General features: G+C 71.8%; 23 protein-coding genes and 1 pseudogene. 7 read left to right on the forward strand and 17 right to left on the reverse strand.

Going from position 1 to position 18,754, the window contains the following annotated elements:
* Nucleotides 1-123: 123 nt before the first annotated feature.
* Complete coding sequence (locus AC5YDV_RS07655; RefSeq protein ID WP_496182622.1) at nucleotides 124-795, reverse strand: class I SAM-dependent methyltransferase; 672 nt, start codon at nucleotides 793-795, stop codon at nucleotides 124-126.
* Nucleotides 796-1,120: 325 nt separating this feature from the next.
* On the reverse strand, nucleotides 1,121-1,501 hold the full coding sequence (locus AC5YDV_RS07660; RefSeq protein ID WP_496182623.1) for a hypothetical protein: 381 nt from the start codon (nucleotides 1,499-1,501) through the stop codon (nucleotides 1,121-1,123).
* Nucleotides 1,502-1,592: 91 nt separating this feature from the next.
* Between AC5YDV_RS07660 and AC5YDV_RS07665 the strand changes: the two genes are divergently transcribed.
* The 3 genes and pseudogenes from AC5YDV_RS07665 to AC5YDV_RS07675 all read left to right on the forward strand — a co-directional run bounded on the left by AC5YDV_RS07665 (nucleotide 1,593) and on the right by AC5YDV_RS07675 (nucleotide 2,662).
* The gene (locus AC5YDV_RS07665; RefSeq protein ID WP_496182624.1) at nucleotides 1,593-1,976 is read left to right on the forward strand and encodes a hypothetical protein; all 384 of its coding nucleotides are present in this window, start codon (nucleotides 1,593-1,595) and stop codon (nucleotides 1,974-1,976) included.
* Between the two features lie 94 nt (nucleotides 1,977-2,070).
* Nucleotides 2,071-2,346 (forward strand): annotated as a pseudogene (locus AC5YDV_RS07670) (NAD(P)-binding domain-containing protein); the annotation flags it as partial.
* 85 nt (nucleotides 2,347-2,431) lie between these two features.
* Nucleotides 2,432-2,662, forward strand: coding sequence for an NAD(P)-binding domain-containing protein (locus tag AC5YDV_RS07675; protein WP_496182625.1), 231 nt, complete (start codon nucleotides 2,432-2,434; stop codon nucleotides 2,660-2,662).
* 29 nt (nucleotides 2,663-2,691) lie between these two features.
* On the opposite strand, the gene AC5YDV_RS07680 is transcribed toward AC5YDV_RS07675, so the two are convergent.
* Together AC5YDV_RS07680 and AC5YDV_RS07685 are read right to left on the reverse strand one after the other, a co-directional pair.
* Entirely contained in the window at nucleotides 2,692-3,375 is a 684-nt protein-coding gene (locus tag AC5YDV_RS07680; RefSeq protein WP_496182626.1) for a response regulator, read from the reverse strand.
* The gene (locus AC5YDV_RS07685) at nucleotides 3,368-4,990 is read right to left on the reverse strand and encodes a sensor histidine kinase (RefSeq protein ID WP_496192460.1); all 1,623 of its coding nucleotides are present in this window, start codon (nucleotides 4,988-4,990) and stop codon (nucleotides 3,368-3,370) included. Before AC5YDV_RS07685 ends, AC5YDV_RS07680 begins: the two co-directional genes overlap by 8 nt.
* Nucleotides 4,991-5,067: 77 nt before the next feature.
* Between AC5YDV_RS07685 and AC5YDV_RS07690 the strand changes: the two genes are divergently transcribed.
* Entirely contained in the window at nucleotides 5,068-6,411 is a 1,344-nt protein-coding gene (locus AC5YDV_RS07690) for a GntP family permease (protein WP_496182628.1), read from the forward strand.
* Between the two features lie 115 nt (nucleotides 6,412-6,526).
* Here the strand turns inward: AC5YDV_RS07690 and AC5YDV_RS07695 are convergent, their stop codons facing one another.
* The 8 genes from AC5YDV_RS07695 to AC5YDV_RS07730 form a co-directional block, all read right to left on the reverse strand.
* Nucleotides 6,527-6,715, reverse strand: a complete 189-nt coding sequence (locus AC5YDV_RS07695; protein ID WP_496182629.1) for a hypothetical protein — start codon at nucleotides 6,713-6,715, stop codon at nucleotides 6,527-6,529.
* 33 nt (nucleotides 6,716-6,748) lie between these two features.
* A complete protein-coding gene (locus AC5YDV_RS07700; RefSeq protein ID WP_496182630.1) occupies nucleotides 6,749-6,898 on the reverse strand; it encodes a VOC family protein in 150 nt (49 codons plus the stop codon).
* A 47-nt stretch (nucleotides 6,899-6,945) separates the two neighbouring features.
* The gene (locus AC5YDV_RS07705) at nucleotides 6,946-7,470 is read right to left on the reverse strand and encodes a 2'-5' RNA ligase family protein (protein ID WP_496182631.1); all 525 of its coding nucleotides are present in this window, start codon (nucleotides 7,468-7,470) and stop codon (nucleotides 6,946-6,948) included.
* A gap of 45 nt (nucleotides 7,471-7,515) precedes the next feature.
* Nucleotides 7,516-8,145, reverse strand: coding sequence for a hypothetical protein (locus tag AC5YDV_RS07710; RefSeq protein WP_496182632.1), 630 nt, complete (start codon nucleotides 8,143-8,145; stop codon nucleotides 7,516-7,518).
* Nucleotides 8,138-8,749 (reverse strand): TetR/AcrR family transcriptional regulator, encoded by a 612-nt coding sequence (locus AC5YDV_RS07715; RefSeq protein WP_496182633.1) that lies wholly within the window; start codon nucleotides 8,747-8,749, stop codon nucleotides 8,138-8,140. Before AC5YDV_RS07715 ends, AC5YDV_RS07710 begins: the two co-directional genes overlap by 8 nt.
* Before the next feature lie 68 nt (nucleotides 8,750-8,817).
* Nucleotides 8,818-9,216, reverse strand: coding sequence for a VOC family protein (locus AC5YDV_RS07720; protein WP_496182634.1), 399 nt, complete (start codon nucleotides 9,214-9,216; stop codon nucleotides 8,818-8,820).
* 38 nt (nucleotides 9,217-9,254) lie between these two features.
* Nucleotides 9,255-9,659 carry a helix-turn-helix transcriptional regulator gene (locus AC5YDV_RS07725; protein WP_496182635.1) on the reverse strand — a complete coding sequence of 135 codons (405 nt, stop codon included), beginning with the start codon at nucleotides 9,657-9,659 and terminating at the stop codon, nucleotides 9,255-9,257.
* Nucleotides 9,660-9,665: 6 nt separating this feature from the next.
* Nucleotides 9,666-10,139, reverse strand: coding sequence for a CoA-binding protein (locus AC5YDV_RS07730; RefSeq protein ID WP_496182636.1), 474 nt, complete (start codon nucleotides 10,137-10,139; stop codon nucleotides 9,666-9,668).
* A 73-nt stretch (nucleotides 10,140-10,212) separates the two neighbouring features.
* Here AC5YDV_RS07730 and AC5YDV_RS07735 point away from each other — a divergent pair, with 73 nt between their 5' ends.
* Nucleotides 10,213-11,913, forward strand: a complete 1,701-nt coding sequence (locus AC5YDV_RS07735; protein WP_496182637.1) for a thiamine pyrophosphate-binding protein — start codon at nucleotides 10,213-10,215, stop codon at nucleotides 11,911-11,913.
* Between the two features lie 33 nt (nucleotides 11,914-11,946).
* Here AC5YDV_RS07735 and AC5YDV_RS07740 read toward each other — a convergent pair whose 3' ends face one another.
* From AC5YDV_RS07740 to AC5YDV_RS07750, 3 genes are all read right to left on the reverse strand, one after another.
* Nucleotides 11,947-12,783 carry a LacI family DNA-binding transcriptional regulator gene (locus AC5YDV_RS07740; protein WP_496182672.1) on the reverse strand — a complete coding sequence of 279 codons (837 nt, stop codon included), beginning with the start codon at nucleotides 12,781-12,783 and terminating at the stop codon, nucleotides 11,947-11,949.
* A 427-nt stretch (nucleotides 12,784-13,210) separates the two neighbouring features.
* Nucleotides 13,211-13,654 carry a DUF2231 domain-containing protein gene (locus AC5YDV_RS07745; protein WP_496182638.1) on the reverse strand — a complete coding sequence of 148 codons (444 nt, stop codon included), beginning with the start codon at nucleotides 13,652-13,654 and terminating at the stop codon, nucleotides 13,211-13,213.
* Nucleotides 13,655-13,656: 2 nt separating this feature from the next.
* A complete protein-coding gene (locus AC5YDV_RS07750) occupies nucleotides 13,657-14,223 on the reverse strand; it encodes a COG4315 family predicted lipoprotein (RefSeq protein WP_496182639.1) in 567 nt (188 codons plus the stop codon).
* A gap of 144 nt (nucleotides 14,224-14,367) precedes the next feature.
* Here AC5YDV_RS07750 and AC5YDV_RS07755 point away from each other — a divergent pair, with 144 nt between their 5' ends.
* Both AC5YDV_RS07755 and AC5YDV_RS07760 read left to right on the forward strand, forming a co-directional pair.
* Nucleotides 14,368-14,928 (forward strand): RNA polymerase sigma factor, encoded by a 561-nt coding sequence (locus AC5YDV_RS07755; RefSeq protein ID WP_496192461.1) that lies wholly within the window; start codon nucleotides 14,368-14,370, stop codon nucleotides 14,926-14,928.
* Nucleotides 14,925-15,677: an anti-sigma factor family protein gene (locus AC5YDV_RS07760; RefSeq protein WP_496182641.1), complete on the forward strand. Its 753-nt coding sequence runs from the start codon at nucleotides 14,925-14,927 to the stop codon at nucleotides 15,675-15,677. The genes AC5YDV_RS07755 and AC5YDV_RS07760 overlap by 4 nt, the downstream gene beginning before the upstream one ends.
* Nucleotides 15,678-15,681: 4 nt before the next feature.
* Here the strand turns inward: AC5YDV_RS07760 and AC5YDV_RS07765 are convergent, their stop codons facing one another.
* On the reverse strand, nucleotides 15,682-17,166 hold the full coding sequence (locus tag AC5YDV_RS07765) for an NAD-dependent succinate-semialdehyde dehydrogenase (RefSeq protein ID WP_496182642.1): 1,485 nt from the start codon (nucleotides 17,164-17,166) through the stop codon (nucleotides 15,682-15,684).
* A 69-nt stretch (nucleotides 17,167-17,235) separates the two neighbouring features.
* On the reverse strand, nucleotides 17,236-18,741 hold the full coding sequence (locus AC5YDV_RS07770; RefSeq protein WP_496182643.1) for a molybdopterin-dependent oxidoreductase: 1,506 nt from the start codon (nucleotides 18,739-18,741) through the stop codon (nucleotides 17,236-17,238).
* Between the last annotated feature and the right edge of the window lie 13 nt (nucleotides 18,742-18,754).

Here is an 18,754-nt window from a genome sequence, read left to right on the forward strand (position 1 = left end):
TCAGGCGTCCGCTCGGGACGTCACGACCGCCACACGGTCCGCCAGTTGCCCAACGCGGCTCTCCATGATCACGTGATACCGGACAAGGCGAGGTTCGGCAAGAGGTGGCGAACGCGCGGTGGGTCACCGGGGCCGGACGATCCTCGCCACCAGGTCGACGGTGTGGTGCGCGCCCGCCCCGCCGCTGATGTCGCGGTCGCGAGCTTCGTCGACGGCGACGCTCCACCCCTGGGGAGCCCCGGCCACGACGTCGGACGGGGAGAGCAGTCCGGACGGGGCGAAGCCGTGCTCGCGCACCTTCTCGGGGTCGATGTCGTGGTGGACGAACAGCAGCGAGCCGCCGGGTGCGACCAGACGCGTGAGTGTCGGAAGCGGCGCGGTGTCGAGGAACAGCGTCGGGTAGAAGGCGCACACGAGGTCGAAGGCGCCGTCCGGCAGCCCCAGCGCGACCCCGGCCAATTCGCCCTGCACCCAGTCGACCTGGACCCCTGCGTCCTCGGCGGCCCGCTGCGCTCGGGCGAGGGCGACCCCGGAGGGGTCGAGGGCCGTGACGGTCCACCCCTGCGCGGCGAGCCACACGGCGTCCGCCCCCTCACCGCACCCGACGTCGAGGGCCCGGCCCGGGGTCAGCGCGCCGGCATCGGCGACCAGGGTGGAGTTGGGCCTGCCGCTCCAGTTGCCGTCCGCGGTCGCGGAGTAGCGGGCGTCCCACTCGGCCTGTCCGGGTCGGACGCCGTGCTGGTGGGCGTGCCTGCCGGCGTCATCGTGGACGTGTCCGTGGTGGTGGTGGCTCATGCAGGAAGTCTGCCAGCGGAGAGGTGGAGTCGCGGCTGCTGCCCGTCGGGCACCCGGCCGAGGGTGAGCCCGTGAGGGGGCGAGGGTTGGTCCGGTTCCGAAACGGACCCGATCCTTCACCGCTGCCGCTGCGCAGCCATGGGGAGTTGTTGAGGTGTTGCTGGTGGAGCCTGCGCGACCGTCAACGAATCGGCTCAGATTTGACGACTGTGAGGCCTCCACCAGCAAACCCTGGGAACAACACCACGCCGACCGTCGCGATACCCCGGAAGGGGGCGACGGCCTGCCAGTGTTGTTGGCCAGCGACCCATTCACCAAGGCGCGGCTATTCGACGATGACCCGCTTCTCGCCGAGCTTGATCTGCTTGGTGAGGAGCGCCCGGGAGATTTGGTACCGCCCGCACGCGCACCCGGACTGCAGCTCGTCCGAGACCAGCGGGTCGTCGTCGGCATCGAGCATGTCGAACCAGTCCCGGCCCTCGTCGGAGCCCTGGTGCCGGTCATCGGGACGGTCCTTGCGCCCGCGCCCCCGGGAGTTCAGGACGGAGTGGAAGATCCGACCGGCGTCCGTGTCGTACACCGAACCGAGGTGGTGGCTCTTGCTGCAGTGCACGGTCACCAGTGCCTTCTCACTGGGGCTCGGCCCCAGCGCCTCGAAGGCCTCACGTGCGGCCCGCTCACGAATCTCATGGTTGGTGGCACTCATCCTGTGACAATACGGCTCCGGCGGCGGATCCGACAGGGGGGATGGGCATGGCCATCCAGAGCGCCCACAGCATGGATGCCACACTGGACGCATGGACCTGCCCCGCTTGCCGCACCCCCACCTCATCGTGCTCCGTAGCGCCGCGACGGTGGTCCTCAGCTGCCTCATCGCCCAGGCCGGCTGGGCGGCCGCCTTCGTCGGCGGCGAGCCCGGTTACCGGGTCCACCACCAGGTGGGGGCGTGGGTGACGCTGGCCGTCTGCCTGGTGTCGGCCGTGATCTACCTGGTGCTCCGCCGTTCCGCGGGACCGGTCAACGTGGTGCTGGCGGTGCTGGTCGCCGTCCTGTCCACCGTCCAGTACGCGCTCGGTGAGGCGGGTGTCACCGGCGTCCACATCTTCCTGGGCGTCCTGCTCACCATGACGGGGACCGCCCTCACCTCTTGGACGTACCGGCACGAGATGCCCGACGCTTGACGGTGGACGGCCCCGCCGCTCAGGTGGTGTGCTGGGACCTGTGTGAGTGATGCAGGTCTGCATCACTCACACAGTCCGGAGCAAGGAGGGGATCATGCTGGTTGCGGTTCTCGGGACGGGCATGGTGGGCCGGGCGCTTGCCGTCGGACTGAGTGGAAAGGGCCACACGGTCATCATGGGTACGCGCGATCCTGACGTGTCCCGAGATCGGCTGGCTGACTGGCTCGCGGCCCATCGGCAGGTCACGCTGGCCGGATTCGCGTCGGCTGCCGCCCCCGCCGACCTGGTGATCAACGCGCTCAACGGCGCGGGCACGCTCGAGGGGTTGGAGGAGGCCGGCGCGGACAACCTGTCGGGAAAGGTCCTCCTCGACGTGGCCAACGCGCTGGACCAGGACGGTGGTTTCCCGCCGGCGCTGTCGGTGTCGAACATCGACTCGCCTCAACTGCAAACTGATGGTCGACCCGGGCCGGTTGGCCGATGGTGCCCACACCGTCTTCGTCAGCGGCAACGACGCCGCGGCCAAGGCCACCGTGACCACGCTGCTGCACGAGTTGGGGCACACCGACGTGATCGACCTGGGCGACATCACCACCGCCCGCGGACCCGAAATGTACGTGCCGCTGTGGCTACGCCTGATGCAGTCGCTCGGAACCGCGGAGTTCTCCATCCGCGTCATCCGCTGACCCTCGCTGCAGGTGCGCCGCGGCGGCGCTCACCGGCGCCACGCGAACGTGACCTCGGGGCGTCCGGACCCACCCAGGCGCTGGGAGCGGCCGGCGCGACCCTCGTCGGCCAGGTAGGTCAGGTAACGGCGGGCGGTGACGCGGGAGGTGCCCACGGCGTCCGCCACCTCGGACGCCGACAGGGCGGCCGGGTGGGCCTCGGTGAGGACGCCGATCACGGCGTCCAGGACGTCGCGGGCCAGGCCCTTCGGCGGAGCACCCGCCGAGGGCGGACGCCGCAACTCGCCGACCATCGCGTCGATGGCGGTCTGGCTGGCCGACGTGGTCGCGGCGAACCCCTCGCGGTAGCGCCGGTACGCCTCCAAGCGGTCGCGCAGGTCGGCGAACGTGAATGGCTTGAGCAGGTAGCCGACCACCCCCAGCGACAGCGCGGACCGGACGAGGTCGACCTCCCGGGCCGCCGTGATGGTCAGGATGTCGATCGGACGCGCGCTCGCCCGGATGCCCCGGACCACGTCGAGCCCGTGCCCGTCGGGCAGGTTCAGGTCGAGCAGGACGAGGTCGACCGGCGTCCGGGCGAGGACCGCGACGGCCGCCTGGACCGTGCCGGCCGTGCCGACCAGTTCGAAGCCCGGGACGCGCCGGACGTACTCCGCGTGGCCCGCGGCCACGGTGGGCTCGTCGTCCACGACGAGGACGCGCAGGTCAGGCATCGCCGCCTCCTCGTCGCAGGGGAAGCACGACGGTCACCGTCGCGCCCGGCGGGTCGGTGACGTCGATGCTCCCGTGCAACAGGTCGACGGTCTGCCTCACCAGCGCGAGGCCGATCCCGCGACCCGCGGGTCCGGCCGAGGGCTTGGTCGTCCAGCCGCGTTCGAAGGCGTGCTGCCAGTCGGACGCAGCCATCCCCGGGCCGGTGTCGCTGACGGTGAGCACCACCTGGCCGTCGGCGACCTGGACGTCGACGACCACCGACCGCTCGGCCCCGCCGGGCAGGCCCCCCACGGCGTCCAGGGCGTTGTCGACGAGGTTGCCCAGGATCGTGACCAGCTCGCGGGCGGGCAGGAGGCCCACGGGGAGGTGGGCTTCGGGGTCGAGTTCCAGCTCGAGGCCGCGCTCGTGGGCCTGCGACATCTTGCCGAGCAGCAGGGAGGCGACCACCGGCTCCTCGATGGCGCGCAGGATGGCGTCGGCCTGGCGCTGGCTGGCACGGAGTTCGTCGGTGGCGAAGGTGACCGCCTCGTCCGTACGCCCCATCTCGATGAGCGTCACGACGGTGTGCAGGCGGTTGGCGGCCTCATGGGCCTGGGCGTGCAGGGCGTCCGCAAGGGACCGGGTCGCGGTGAGCTGGCCCGTGACAGCCTCGAGTTCGGTGCGGTCGCGGAGCGTGGACACCGTCCCCGCGCTGCGTCCGCGTCGGACGACCTCGTCGGAGGACACCAGCAGCACCCGCCCACCCGAGGCGTGCGGGACGTCCACCTGCTTCCGCCCGCCCCCGAGCAGCGCGGCCAGGTCGGGGGAGAGGCCGAGGTCCGCGATGGGGCGGCCCACGGCGTCCGGCCCGAGGCCGAGGAGGCGGCACGCCTCGTCGTTGACGACCTGGACGCGACCCTCTGCGTCCGTGATGACCAACCCCTCGCGCACCGCGTGGAGGACCGCCTCGTGGTGGTCGTGGAGCCGCCGCAACTCCTGGGCGTTGAGGCCCAGCGTCTGCGACCGGACGCGGTGCGCCACGAGCCACGCGCCGGCCCCGGAGAGGACCGCCGCGCCCAGGCCGGGCACCAGGATCTGGGGGAGTTCCGCGGCCAACTGCTGGCTGACCTGCGTGCGCAGGATGCCCACCGACACCAGCGCCCGCACCTCACCGTCGATGATGACCGGGACCACCGCGCGTGTCGAGGGTCCCAACGTGCCCGTGTACTGCTCGACGATCGTGCCGCCGGCCTGGGCGTCCGCGATGGTGCCGACGAACTGCCCGCCCACCTGGTCGGGGTTCGGGTGGGTGTAGCGGACCCCGTCGCGCGACATCACCGTGATGAAGTCGGTCCCCGTGGCCTGCCGTTCCCGCTCGATGAACTCACGCAGGGCGGCGGGTGGGTCGTCCGAGACGACGCCCTCGCGGACGTCGTCCGTGCTCGCCAGGGTGGTCGCGATGTCGGTGACGCGATCGGCGGCCGCGTCCTCGACGTGGCGGACGGCCTGCCACCACGCCAGGGCCAGCGACAGCCCGACGACGAGCAGCACGACGCCGCCCAGGACGGCGAGCACGTGTGAGGCGACGCTGCGGCTGGGAGTTCTGGTGGATGAGCCGGTGAACACTATGAACACAAGGATGCCCTTGCCGGGAGGGGTGCCGCAGTCTGATCCCGCCACACGGGTGTGGCCAGCGAGCGGAGAGAGTCCCCATGATTGCACTGCACACAGCGATCGCGATCGTCGCGATCATCTTCCTGATCATCAAGGTGAAGGTCGACCCGATCGTCTCCCTGATGCTCGGCGCCCTGTACCTGGGCATCGCGACCGGCGTCGGCCTGAACGAGACCGTGGTCGCGATCGCCGCCGGCTTCGGCGAGATCATGCAGAAGATCGGCCTGCTCATCGGCTTCGGCGTCCTGATGGGCGCGCTGCTGCACGCCATGGGCGCGTTCAAGGCGATGGTGGAGGCGCTCGTGCGGGCGGTGCCGGCCAACCGGCTCCCCTACGCGCTGGCACTGGCGCTGACCACGATCGCCCCGTCGATCTACGTGGACGTCCAGGTCGTGCTGGCCGCGCCGGTCGCCCGCTCGTCGGCGAAGTTCATCAAGAAGGACGGCCTCGCATGGCTGGCCGGCGCGCTGGGCACGGGCATCTTCGTCGGGTACGTGTTCGTGGTCCCCGGCCTCGCGGCCATCTCGGCGGCCGGCCTGCTCTCGGTGCCGCTCGGGCTCTACATGATCTACGGCATTGCCATCGGCATCGTCACCGCGGTCGCCACCGTGTGGCTCTTCCGGCTCATGCTGAACGCCGGCTGGTGGAAGAAGGAGAAGGACGAGGACACCTCGGAGGCCCTCGAGGAGGTCGAGGCGAACGAGGACCTCGCCGTCGAGCAGAAGCGTCCGCCGCTCCTGCTGGCGATGACCCCCATCCTTCTGCCGCTGGTGATGATCGCGACCGGCGCGTTCGTGAAGCTCGCGGGCATCGAGAACCCCTTCATCCAGTTCATCGGCAACGCCACCTTCGCGCTGTTCGTCGGCCTGGTCATCGCCTACCTGATGGCGCGGAAGTACGTGGGGACCGACGTCACCGCCAACGCCTTCGGCGACGGCCTCAAGACCACCGGTGAGATCCTGCTGGTCACGGGCGTGGGCGGTTCGCTGGGCGCCGTCATCGAGGCCACCGGCCTGGCCGAGGTGCTCGGCGGGCTCTTCAGCGCGGACACCGGTGCCCCGATCATCCTGTCCATCCTGCTCGCGTGGTTCATCGCGGCCCTGATGCACCTGGCCATCGGCTCGGTGTCCGTCGCCGCCATCACCGCCGCGGGCATCATCGCCCCCATCGCCCCGCAGTTGGGCGTGCCGCCGGTGATCCTGGCCCTGGCCATCGCGTCCGGCGCGCTGTTCGCCCTGCAGGTGAACTCGAACTTCTTCTGGATGTTCAAGTCCCTGCTGGGTCTGACCACCTCGGGTGCGCTGAAGACGATGACGACGGTGACCTCCATCGCGTCCCTGGTGTCCTTGCCGCTGGTGATGGTGGCGGCGCTGATCGCCTGACCCGACCCGGCTCCGCCGGGAACGCACAACCGGACGGTCCCCGCAGTCACGACTGCGGGGACCGTCCGGTTGTGTGGTCAGGGGAGACCGGGCGACGGGGGCTGACGCCCCACGATCACGGGACTGCCACGGCCAGCAGGCGGTTGGCTGCTCGGGCGGCGGCGTCCTGGGGTGAGATGTCCTCGTGGAGCGTGTGGTGCGCAGCGAGGTGCTCGGCCTCGGCCCTGGACCCGTCTCGCTGCTCGCGCGCTTCCTCGCGCTGGGACGGTTGGCGCCTGCCCAGGATTCGGTGAAGGATGTCCATACCTGCCTCTCGGTTTTTTGTATGAACAACTAATTATAGCTGGCGACGATCGGCCCGGTCGACGTACACCATGTGCCAGCCATCGTCCTCGCGGACGGTGCCGCCCAGCACCCCCGCCCAGAACGCGCTCTCGGTGGCGATGTCGGCGGCGTCGAACACCACGACCTGCTGGTTGATCTGCATGGGTCGATCGTGGCGTTCGCCACCGCGGCGCACAAGGTCTTCGTGGATCACACCAGGGTCGGCAACGGCCAGGTCCGTCCGTTGCTGCTGTCGATCACGGCCGCCGAGGTGGCGCGCAGGGCGATGGGCAGCGCGTCGTTCACCAGGGTCCTGATCGTGGCGAGCTGGTCAGGGGCGCTCCCCGTGGCGAGCGAGACGTGCGGTATCCACCGGCCCGACCCGTAGTGGCGGTGGAGGTCCGCACCGGACTCCAGCAGGGTCCGCGTCACGGCGTCCTGACGACGGGCGAGGTCAAGGCTGGTGCCGGCGGCCAGGGACACACGCCCGCGGGTGAACGTGACGGCCCCCTGGAACCACAGCGTGGACGGTGCAGCGACCGGGAGTGCCTCCACCCGCTGCAGGACCTCGTCGAGGGTCCAGCTGCGCAGGACGGCCAGTGACAGGTGGGGGCGGTGGTGGCGGTGGGTGTGCGTCGCCAGGGTCGGGACGCCGTGGTCCTCCAGGCGCGCCCACAGCTGCCGCACCAGCCGGTCACCGGCGGGGTCGAACAGGAGGCACACGGCCAACGACATGCTCGCATCTTGCCCCACCAGACGGGGACGCGTGGCAGCCGGCGCTCAGCCGCGCGAGTGACGCCGCTTCTCGGCGCGCCGGTACCCGAACCAGACGAGGGCCGTGCAGGCGAGGAGGCCGCCGATGGCCGGGGCGAAGATGGCGAACCCTGCGTCGCCGGCCTCCAGGACGCTCCAGGTCATCTTGAGCACCGCGATCAGGACGAGCACGCTCAGCCCCACGAACAGGTTCCGTCGCCACAGGGCCGCGGCCAGCGCTCCGAGGGTGACGGGGACGAGTGCCGTCCCGACGATCTTGGCCGGTGTCCAGGGACTCGCGATGTAGTCCATCTCCATCTGGAGGAAGTCCTCCACAGCGGGGTCAGGGGAGGCGGGCGCCGGGAACCAGAACATGCTGGTGGCCAGCAGGAACAGGGTGATCGAGATGCCGGCCATGCTGCGCCGGTAGGCGAAGAGGCACAGGGGGACCAGGAACAGCGGCCGGATGTACCAGCTCAGCACGTTGTGGTGCCGGGCGAAGGTCCACTCGAAGAACGTCGGACTGACCGCCATCGCGACGATGAAGGCGATCGTCAACGCCGCGAAGGCGAGGGCAACCACGGTGTCGGCGGTGCTCCGGGGGTGGCGGCTGCTGCGGTGAGGGGCGGGGGTGGGGGTGAGTGTGGTGTCAGCCATCGGAACTCCTGGGTGAGGGACGACGGAGCAGCCCTTGCGTGGACAGCTCGTGGACGGCGCGGCCGAGTCGGGCGTAGGCGTCCGGGTCGTTCAGGTCGGCGGCGCCGAAGTGGCGGGCGATCTGGGGGGCGAACACGAGCGTGGCCAGCGACTGGGCGACGAGGACGACGGCGCGCGCGTGGGGGTCCGTCGTCTGGTTGACCGCCCCGGACGCCGTCCCGGCGGCGAGGGTGGCCAAGGTGTGGTCCACGAGGGCGTCGAACCAGCGGTCGCGGAGTTCGCCGCCGTCGGTGAGCGCCCGGGTGAGGTAGGCGAGTTGGGTGGCGACCTCGGGGTGGTCGGTGAGGTAGGTGTTCAGGTCCGGCCCGAACCCGTGCGCGAGCATCTCCTGCTTCTCGGACGCCGACGTGGCCAGGACGTGCTGGTCGCAGGCGGCCCGCAGGCGCTCCTTGCTGCCGTAGTGGTGGATCACCAGCCCGGGGGAAACGCCGGCCTCGGTGGCGATGGCCCGGACGGTCGCGCGGTGGAACCCGTCGCGCGCGAAGACGACCAGCGCGGCGTCCCTGATCCGGGCCGCCGCGGTCAGATCGTCTGCTGAACGCATGTTCACTCCATTAAACACTTGTTCAGTGTGGGCAAGTGGCTGTTGCGTCGAGTGCGAGGGTGGCCCGCTCAGGCCTGGTCGACCCGGATGAGGTTGCCGGACGGGTCGCGGAAGGCACAGTCGCGGACGCCCCACGGCTGGTCGGCGGGCTCGGAGACCAGGTCGGCGCCGGCCTCCCGGGCCCGGGCGTACAGCGCGTCGAGGTCACTGCTCGCGAAGTGCGCTCCGTTCAGGCCGCCCTTGGCCACGAGTTCACGGACGAAGGTGACGTCGTCGGGGGAACCGTCGATGTAGTTCGACAGCACCAGGGCGACGTCCGGCTGCCCGGGGGCGCCGACGGTGATCCAGCGGTACTCGCCCTGCGGGACGTCCATGAGCACGGTGAGGCCGAGCACGTCGCGGTAGAACGCCAGTGCAGCCTCGGGGTCGGTGACGGTGATGAAGGCACGGGATAGTTTGATGTCCATGACGAGGACGCTAGCGAGGGCGTCCGACTTCGTGCTTCTCAGAACCTGCTCGGTCGGGTGAACTGGCGCGCCAAGCAGGCGGGGAGCCCGTCGAGCCCGGAGTGGTCGGCCGCCTTGTAGGCGGTGGGGGTCTGTCCCATCAACTCGGTGAACCGCGCGCTGAACGACCCCAGCGAGGTGCAGCCGACCGCCATGCAGACCTCCGTGACGGTGAGGTCGCCCTGGCGCAGCAGCGCCGCGGCCCGTTCGATGCGCCGCGTCATCAGGTACGCGTACGGCGCCTCTCCGTACGCGGCCCGATAGCGCCGTGAGAAGTGCGCCGGGGACATGAAGGCCTCGCGGGCGATGTCGGCGACCGACAGCGGCTCGGCGAACTCACGGTCCATGAGGTCGCGTGCGCGGCGCAACAGGGCGAGTTCCCCGAGCCGGTCGGTCGTCGACAAGAGGCCCTACACTTTCCGGGGCACGCTGCCCGTCAGCTTCAGGAACCAGCACATGGCCCGGTGCGCACCACCGGAGACGTCGCCGAACATCAGCGGGCAGCCGCCCTCGATGACCGTGATGCCGTGCTCCCTCCCGAAGGCGGCGGCCTCAGGTGACACGCTGCCCTTGTCGATGGAGCGGTGCATCCACACCTGCTTGATGCCCAGGTCGGCCGCTTCCCGCATGGTCCCCGCCGCGTGCTCGGGGCGGGTGCCGATGACGACGGCCTCCACGCCGCCGGGAATCGAGGAGAGGGTGGGGTAGGCGGTGTCCCCCTCGACGGACGCCGCGTTGGGGTTGACCGGGAACACGTCGTAGCCGCGATCCTTCAGGCGCTGGTACACGGTGTCGCTGCCGTGTCCCGTGGGGGCGTGCGACACGCCCGTCAGAGCGATCCGCCGGCAGGACAGGAAGTCCGCCGCGGCCTGCTCGATCTTCATGCCTCCACGTTACGCCGGTCGCACCACTCCGGGCCCTGCTGACAGGCGTCCGTGGGCCGCGTAGCGTCGGCGCATGAGCGAGCGCAACGAGAAGCTGTACACGACGACCGAGGGGCACGACGTGCCGACGTCGCAGCTCACGTCGGAGGGACGCAACGGTGGGGACATCCTGGTCGAGGTGATGCGCGCTGCAGGCGTCGAGGTGGCCTTCGGCGTGGTCAGCATCCACAACCAGCCGCTCGTCGAGGCCGTCGACCGCGACCTGCGGTTCGTGCCGGTGCGGCACGAGGCCGCGGCGGTGAACGCGGCGGACGGGTACGCGCGCGCCACCGGGGGCCTCGGCGTGGCGATCACCTCGACCGGCACCGGCGCCGGCAACGCGGCCGGGTCGATGCTGGAGGCCCTGACGGCGCAGAGCCGGGTGCTGCACGTCACGGGCAACGTGAACGTCGACCTGATCGGGGAGGGCACGGGCGCCTACCACGAGGTGCCGCGCCAGTTGGCGATGCTGAAGGCGGTCTCCCGGCACGCGATGCGTGTGGAGACGGCCCGGCAGGCGCGCGCCGTGCTGACGGAGGCGGTCCGGCTCATCGAGACCGCCCCCCACGGGCCGGTGAGCGTCGACTGGCCCATCGACCTGCAGTACACGGCCGACCCGGACGCGCAGAACAAGGCCGACGACCGTCAGCCCGGGTTCCGGAGGGCTGCCAAGCGTGACGTCGAACGGGCGGCGTCCCTCCTGCGTGAGGCGCGGCGTCCGCTCATCTGGGCCGGCGGGGGAGCCCGGCGCGTGGGCGAGCCGCTCGTAGCGCTGGCGGAGGCGTGGGGTGCGGGCGTCCTGACGGGCACCAACGGACGCGGTTCCATCGCCGAGGACCACCCGCTGTGCATCGGCAACTTTGCCTCCGACCAGGCCGTGGCCGAGCTCATCGGCGAGGCCGACTGCCTGCTCACGATCGGGAGCCACCTCCGGCCGAGCGAGACGCGCAACGGCGAACTGCCGATCCCGGCCACGCACGTCCAGGTCGACCTCGAGGAGGACGCGCTGGGCCGCAACCACCCCATGACCGTCGGCCTCCTCGCCGACGCGCGGGACGCCGTCCCGGTCCTGCTGGACGCCCTCGGCGACGTGGCCACCGAGAACGGCTGGGGCCAGCGCGTGGCGGACGCCGCGGCGTCCGCCCGCTCGGGCCTGCGGGACACCATCGGCGCCTACGCCGACATCTGCGACGCCCTGCGCGCCCGCCTCCCCCGGCGCGCGCCGATCGTGCGTGACGTCACGATCCCCGGCAGTTCCTGGGGGAACCGCCTGCTGGCCGTCCACGACCCGAGGGACAACGTGTTCGCAGCCGGGGGCGGCATCGGCCAGGGTCTGGCGATGGCGATCGGCGCGGCGACCGCGCGGCCCGATGACCCGGTACTTGCGATGGTGGGGGACGGCGGCTTGGCCGTGCACCTGGGTGAACTGGCGGTGCTGGCCGCCGAGCGGCCCCACCTGGTGCTGGTCGTCTTCAACGACGGCGGCTACGGCGTGCTGCGCAACCTCCAGGCGGCCGCGGGCCACCCACCGCGCGCGGTCGACCTCGCCACCCCCGACTTCGGACGGCTCGCCGCGGCGTTCGAGCTGCCCCACGTGGGCGTCACGGACGCCCCGGCGTTCGACGCGGCGCTCAGCGCGGCCCTGCAGCGCTCGGGGCCGACCCTCATCGAGGTCGACGTCGCCGCGCTACGGCCCGCTCCCACGGCACTCGTGCCGCCGGTGCGGGTGCCGTGATCGGACGCCCGCCCAAGGCTTGAGCGTCCCCAGTCAGGCGGACGCGCGGACGATCAACTCGGGGGTGATGACGACCGGGGCGGTGGCGGGGCGTCCGGCCAGTTGGTCCAGCACCATGCCGGTGGCGAGGCGGGCCAGGTCGCCGGCCGGGTTGGTCACGGTCGTCAACTGCGGGTGCGTCGACAGGCTGAGCTGGGTGGCGTCGTACCCCACCACCCGGACGTCCTGGGGGATGCGTCGTCCGGCCGCCCGGGCGGCGTGGATCACCCCCGCCGCGGTGAGGTCGTTCGCCGCGAACACGCCGTCGACCTCGGGGTGCTCGGCGAACAGTCGCTCGCCGAGGGCCTGTCCGGTCGCGAGCGTGAAGTCCCCCTGGTAGCGGACCAGTGGCTCCAGGCCGGCTTCGGCCAGGGCGTCCTCACAGCCGGCGAGGCGGTCCACCGCGGCCACCATGTCGAGGGGGCCCGTCACGATGGCGATCCGCCGCGCTCCCGACTCGATCAGGCGCTCCGCCGCGAGGCGTCCGCCCGTCACGTTGTCGACGTCGGCGTACGGCAGGTGGACGCCGGACTCCAGGGGGCGTCCGATGAACGCGGCCGGGAGGCCGATCTGGACGATGTCGTGGGCGAGGTGGTCGTCGCGGTGGTGCGAGAGGACGACCACGCCGTCCACGTGGCCGCCGCGCAGGTAGCGCAGCAGGCGATCGCTGGTCCCCGTCCGCGACCGCATGAGCAGCACCAACTGCTTGGGCGTCCGCGCGAGGGCGTCGGCCACGCCCGTGATGGACAGGGCGATGAAGGGGTCGGAGAACACGCGCGAGTCGGTCTCCGGGACGACCACCGCGATGGTGTCCGTCTGCCGGGTGACCAGGCTGCGCGCGGCCGGGTTGGGCTGACGAGCTCATTCGCCAAGCGGGGTGGTGGCCGACCCATGGGGCTGGGAACTCGCGTGGGATGTCCCCGGCCTCGGGGCTCACCTGCGAGCGGCCTTCGCGGCGTCCCCGGGTGGGCGCCGATTCTGAGGACGCCGTTGGTGAGGCCGCCGGCCTTGAGCACTCGGAGTTTCGATGGCGTCCTGACTGGCCCTCCGGCTGAGCACATCTGCGCCGGTTCTATCCGCGGCGCGTTTTCGCAAACGGCGCGTTCCCGGGCGCAGGTGTTCCTTCCCGGCGCGGATGTTGCTTTTGGCTGTCGGCTCGGAACCGGCGAGGGTGTTCCTTCCACGGGCAAGGGTTCCTTTCCCGGTGCAAGCGCTCCGAACCGGCGCGGCTCACCTACGCGAGGCGAACAGACCAGCCCTAACCCCAGACCGCCGCTGCTCCGGCGTGCCCGGTGAGGCCGATCAGGACCAACGCCACGAGAGCCCCACCGACGGCGACCGCGCCGGCAAGCCATCCGAAGGGTCCCAGTCTCTCCGCAGCAGCGCCCCGCACCCGCAGGAACAGCGGCAGCGCGATGGTCATCGCCAGCACGGGCCAGGGCGTCCACGTCCCCAACATCTGGTGCCGAGAAATGCGCGGCGAACCACTCATCCCGAGGTCCTCGGCAAGCATCGGACCGGTGACCATCGCCGCGAACGCCGACAACGTGGCGACGACCGCGACGATGACGACCAGGCTGCCGTAGCGCGTCCGCAGCCGGGGGAGGAACACCACCAGCAGGGCACCCAGTGCGGCCAGGGGCACGAAGATCACCGCGGCGTGAACGATGAGGGGGTGCAGGGGAAGTCCGATGATGGTCATGGTCAGCCCTTGATCGGCTCGCCGTCGCGGTCCAGCACGTACCAGACGTTCTGGACGTTCTGACCCGTGGTGTCACCGGGCTTGCTGTCGCCCTGCCAGTAGTAGAGCGGCCACCCGTTGTAGGTGGCCTGCGTCCGGCCGTCCGCGCGCTTGAACGACCCGAGTTTGGAGTCGTCCACGCCCGCGCCCTCGGTCGGTTCGCCGATGAGCGGCGGCCAGGCCACGAGGCACTGCCCCTCGCAGGCGCTCGTGTTGGGGCTGTCCTTGGTGAACATGTAGAGGGTCATGCCCTGGCCGTCCACGAGGAGCTCACCGAGCGACGAGTCGGCCATCCTCAGGGCGAGCGTGGCGGCGTCAGCGGCTTTGGCGGACGCCCCAGCGGACGAAGCCGAAGCCGGTGACGAAGCAGCGGACGCCGAAGGTGCCGAAGCGGACGCCGGACCGTAACCCGGCATGGGTGCCTGCGAGGGACCGGGCTGCGCGGTGCCACCGGAGCAACCGGCGAGCAGGCCCACCGTCAGCAGGGTTCCGATGGCGAGGGTGATGCGGGAAGCTGGGGAGATGGACATGGGTCCTCCTGGTGGTCCCGGACGCCGCGGTCGGCGGCGTCCGTCCCCGTCATGGGGACAACCGTGATACGACCCGGCGGCCGGAAGGGATTGCGCGGCGGCGCAATCCCGGACGGGCGGACGTCCGTATCCAAGGGTGTGACGTTGTTCTCGCTGGCCGACCGCGCCCCGGACGCCGCCCTGGTCGCCGGGCTCGCGGTCGGGGACGAAGCGGCTGCCGTCGCGTTCGTGCGCCGGTTCGAGCGTCGCGTGTTCGGCCTGGCGTTGTCGGTGACCCGCGACCGCGGACTCGCCGAGGATGTCAGCCAGGAGGCGTTCCTGCGTGCTTGGAGGGCAGCGAGCACCTACGACGTGCGGCGCGGTTCGGTGTTGACCTGGGTGCTGACGATCACGCGCAACCTCGCGATCGATGCCGTGCGTGCGCGGCGGTCGACCCCGACGGATGACGCTGTCCTGGACCACCTGGTCACCACGACCCTCCGCGATCCCGCCGAGGACGTCGACAACCAACTCGAGGCCATGAAGGCAGCCGAGCACCTCCGGGATCTTCCGCCCGAGCAAGCGCGGGCCGTCGTGCTCGCCGTGGTCGGGGGCAACACCGCCCAGGAGGTCGCCGACCACGAAGGAATCCCGTTGGGCACCGCCAAGACACGCATCCGAACCGGCCTGCGCCGCATGCGGCAGGCCCTGGAGGTCGAACCATGAGCACCCACCTCACCGACGACCTGCTCGTCGCGCTCGCCCTCGAGGAGGTGGGCTCGCACGAGCGGGAACAGCTGAGTGCCCACCTCGCCGGTTGCGCCGCCTGCCGGGCCGAGTACGACGCCGTGGCGGACGCCGTGCGCCACACACTCGCCGCGGCCCCCGCCATCGCGCCGCCCGCGGGCTTCTCGGGCCGGGTGGTGTCGGCGATGGGGCTGGCTCCCGACCAGGACCGCTCGGCGAGCCAGACGTCCGACCCCGACCGCTCGTCGAGCCGGACGCCCTCCCGGGACCCCAACCGTCGGTGGACGCCGTGGCTCGCCGCCGCCGCGTCCCTGCTCGTCGGCGTCGGAATCGGTGCCGGAGCCACACTGGGATTCCTGGGCACTGGCGTGCCCGCGTCACCCGTCCCCGCTCGCACGGCGACAACCCCGGCCCCCACCCCGGTCGCGCCCGCGGCGTCCAGCCTGGTCACGCGCACGGGCGAGACGGTGGGGACCGCCGGGCTGGCCGAGCTCGACGGACGCCGCGTGCTCGTCCTCACCGTGACGCGGGGCAGGCCGGGGATGACGTACGACTGCCAGGTGGTCGCCGCCGACGGCACCCGGACCAGCGGGGGCACGTGGACGTTGGACGCCTCCTACGGGGCGGGCGAGGCGACCGGCTCGTGGGTCGTCCCGGTGGACGAGGTCCCCGTCCGCGTCGAGTTGGTCACGCCCAACGGGACGCTCTGGGCGTCCGCCCTGTTCTGACGGCTCAGGCGAACGGGTCGGCGATGCCCAGGTACACCGTCTCCAGGTAGGCCTCGATGCCTTCGGGGCCGCCCTCGCGGCCGAGTCCGGAGTGCTTGACGCCCCCGAACGGTGCGGCGGCGTTGGAGATCGTGCCGGAGTTCACGCCGAGCATCCCGACCTCGAGGCGCTCGGCGAGGCGCAGCACGCGGGCCAGGTCGCCGGTGTGCAGGTAGCCCGACAGCCCGTAGGGGCTGGCGTTGACGCGAGCCACGACCTCGTCCTCGGTGGTGAAGGTGGTGATCGGGGCCACCGGACCGAAGATCTCCGAGGTCGCGATGGCGGCGTCCGGGGCGACGCCGGTGAGGACGGTGGGTTCGTAGAAGAACCCCGGCCCGTCGACGGCCCGTCCGCCGGTCACGACGCGCGCCCCTCCGGCGACCGCGGCGTCCACCAGGTCGGCGACGCCCTGCCGGGCCGATTCCGAGATCAGCGGACCCACCTCGGTCCCGGCCGCCAGACCGTCCCCGACGCTCAGCGCCCCGAGCCGTCCGGCGAGGCGCTCGGCGAAGTCGTCCGCGACCGACTCGTGCACGAGGAAGGTGTTGGCCGCGTTGCAGGCCTCGCCCATGTTGCGCATCTTCGTCTGGTGGGCGGCCACCACGGCGCGGTCCAGGTCGGCGTCGTCGAACACGATGAAGGGGGCGCAGCCGCCGAGCTCCATGGACGTCCGGACGATGTTGCCCGCCGCCTCGGCGAGCAGGGCCTTGCCGGTGGCGGTTGACCCCGTGAAGGACAGCTTGCGCAGGCGGCGGTCCTGGATCATCGGGCCCGTCACCGCCCCGGCGTGCTCGGTCGGGATGACGTTCACCACGCCCGCCGGGACGCCGACCTCCTCGAGCAGCGTCACGAAGGCCAGCGAGGTCAGCGGTGTGAGCGCCGCCGGCTTCAGGATCGTCGTGCACCCCGCCGCCAGCGCCGGGGCGATCTTGCGGGTGGCCATGGCGAGCGGGAAGTTCCACGGCGTGATGAACAGGGACGGCCCCACGGGACGCCGCACGGTCAGGATGCGCAGGTTGCCCTCGGGGGTGGCGGTGTAGCGGCCGTTCACCCGGACCGCCTCCTCGGCGTACCAGCGCAGGAACTCACCCCCGTAGGTCACCTCGCCGAGCGATTCGGCGAGCGGCTTGCCCATCTCCAGGGTCATGAGGGTCGCCATCCCCTCCGCGCGCTCGTGGAGCAGTTCGAAGGCCGCGCGCAGCAGGTCGGAGCGCTTCCGCGCCGGCGTCCGCGCCCAGGACTCCGAGGCCTCGGACGCCGCGGCCAGCGCCGCCATGCCGTCCTCGGGGGTGGCGGACGCGACCCGCGTGAGGACCTCGCCGGTGGCCGGATTGTGCACGGCGAAGGTCTCTCCGGACGGCGCCGGGCGCCACTGCCCCCCGATGAACAGGTGGGTGGGCGCGAGAGCGAGTGCGCCTGGGACGCGAGCGGTGGTGGTGGTGTCGGTCATGAGTCCCTCCTGACGTCGTCACCTGATTCTCGCCCGTGGTGGCCGCCGGGGCGAGGGAACGAGCGCGCGCTAGAGGACTTCGACGTCAATGACGTGGTAACCCTCGGCGCCGTCGGGAAGCACGTCCCGCACCTGCGCGGACTGGGTGACGCCCGCGGCGTCCGTCACGCGGGCCGCGAGCCGGTGGCGTCCGGGCGTGGCCTGCCACGGCAGCACCCATTGGCGCCAGTAGTCGACGCCGACGTCGGGGCCAAGCCGAGCTTCGAGCCAAGGCCCGTCGTCGACCTGCACCTCGACCTTGTCGACGCCGCGGTGCGTCGCCCACGCCACGCCGGCGATCGGGACCTCGCCGGCCCGGGCCTGCGCGCGGGGCGTGTCGATGCGGCAGGCGGTCTTCACCGGTCCGAGCGGTGACCAGCCCCGCTTCGTCCAGTAGGCCGCGGTGGCCGCGAACGTGGTCACCTCGAGCGTCCGGACCCACTTGGTGGCACCGACGTAGCCGTACAACCCCGGCGTCAGCAGCCGCGCCGGGGCGCCGTGGGTGGCGGTGAGGGGCTTCCCGTCCATGGCCACGGCGATCATGGCGTCGCGTCCGTCGAGCAGCACCGCGAGCGGGGTGCCGGCGCTGAAACCGTCCTGCGCCGAGCTCAGCACCATGTCGGCCTCGGCCCGGGGCGCCGCACGCCGCAAGAGGTCGGCCACTGGTACGCCGAGCCAGCGCGTCGAACCGCACAGGTCCCCGCCGATGGGGTTGGAGACGCACGTCAGGGTGATGTCGCGCTCGATCATGGGCAGGGCGACGAGGTCATCCCAGGAGATCGAGTAGGGGTGGTCGACCAGGCCCTGGATGCTGAGCGACCAACTGCGGTGGTCGATCCGTGGGACCACCAGGGCGATGTCGATCCGGTAGAAGGTGGCGGTCGGTGTCCGGAGGGGGGCGAGGTCGGGGGAGACGGCGTCCAGCCCCGGCGGGAGCGGACCGAGTGGCGCCTCGGGCGGGGGCAGCACCGGCGGCGTCGGGGCCGGGGAGCCGACGCCCGGCAGTGCGCGGCCGCCGAGCAGCGCGAGGACGCCCCCAGCTCCGACCAGCCCCGCGCCCCCGATGAGCAACCGCCGCCGGGCTTCAGGGTGGGACGCCCGGGTCAGGTCCGCGGCGTCCGGCCCGCCCGAGGTGACCCAGCGCGGGAACGCCACCAGCACCCAACCCCCCACCAGGGCGGCGACGAGCGCCGGCGCGACGTCGAGGGGGCCGGCGTCCGGCCGCGACAACGCCGCGGCCGCCGAGACCACGCCCAAGGTCGCCACCAGGCCCAACGCGATCGGACGCCGACGCTCGACCAGCAGCCCTGCCACGGCCCCGAAGAGGGCGACGAACAGGACGACCCCGGCGATGAGGACGACCTTGTCCGCGGTGCCGAACGTGGCGGCCGCCCACTCCTTGACGGGCGTCGGGGTCAGGTCGATGGCGACCGAGCCCACGGCGACAACGGGCGACGACGTCGGGTTCACCAAGCGCGCGACCGCGTGCCCCGCGGCCGCACCGACCAACGCCGCGAGCACCCCGAGGGGGGCCATCACCCCGACCTTG

This window comes from Propioniciclava sp. LT432 (genome assembly GCF_059515965.1).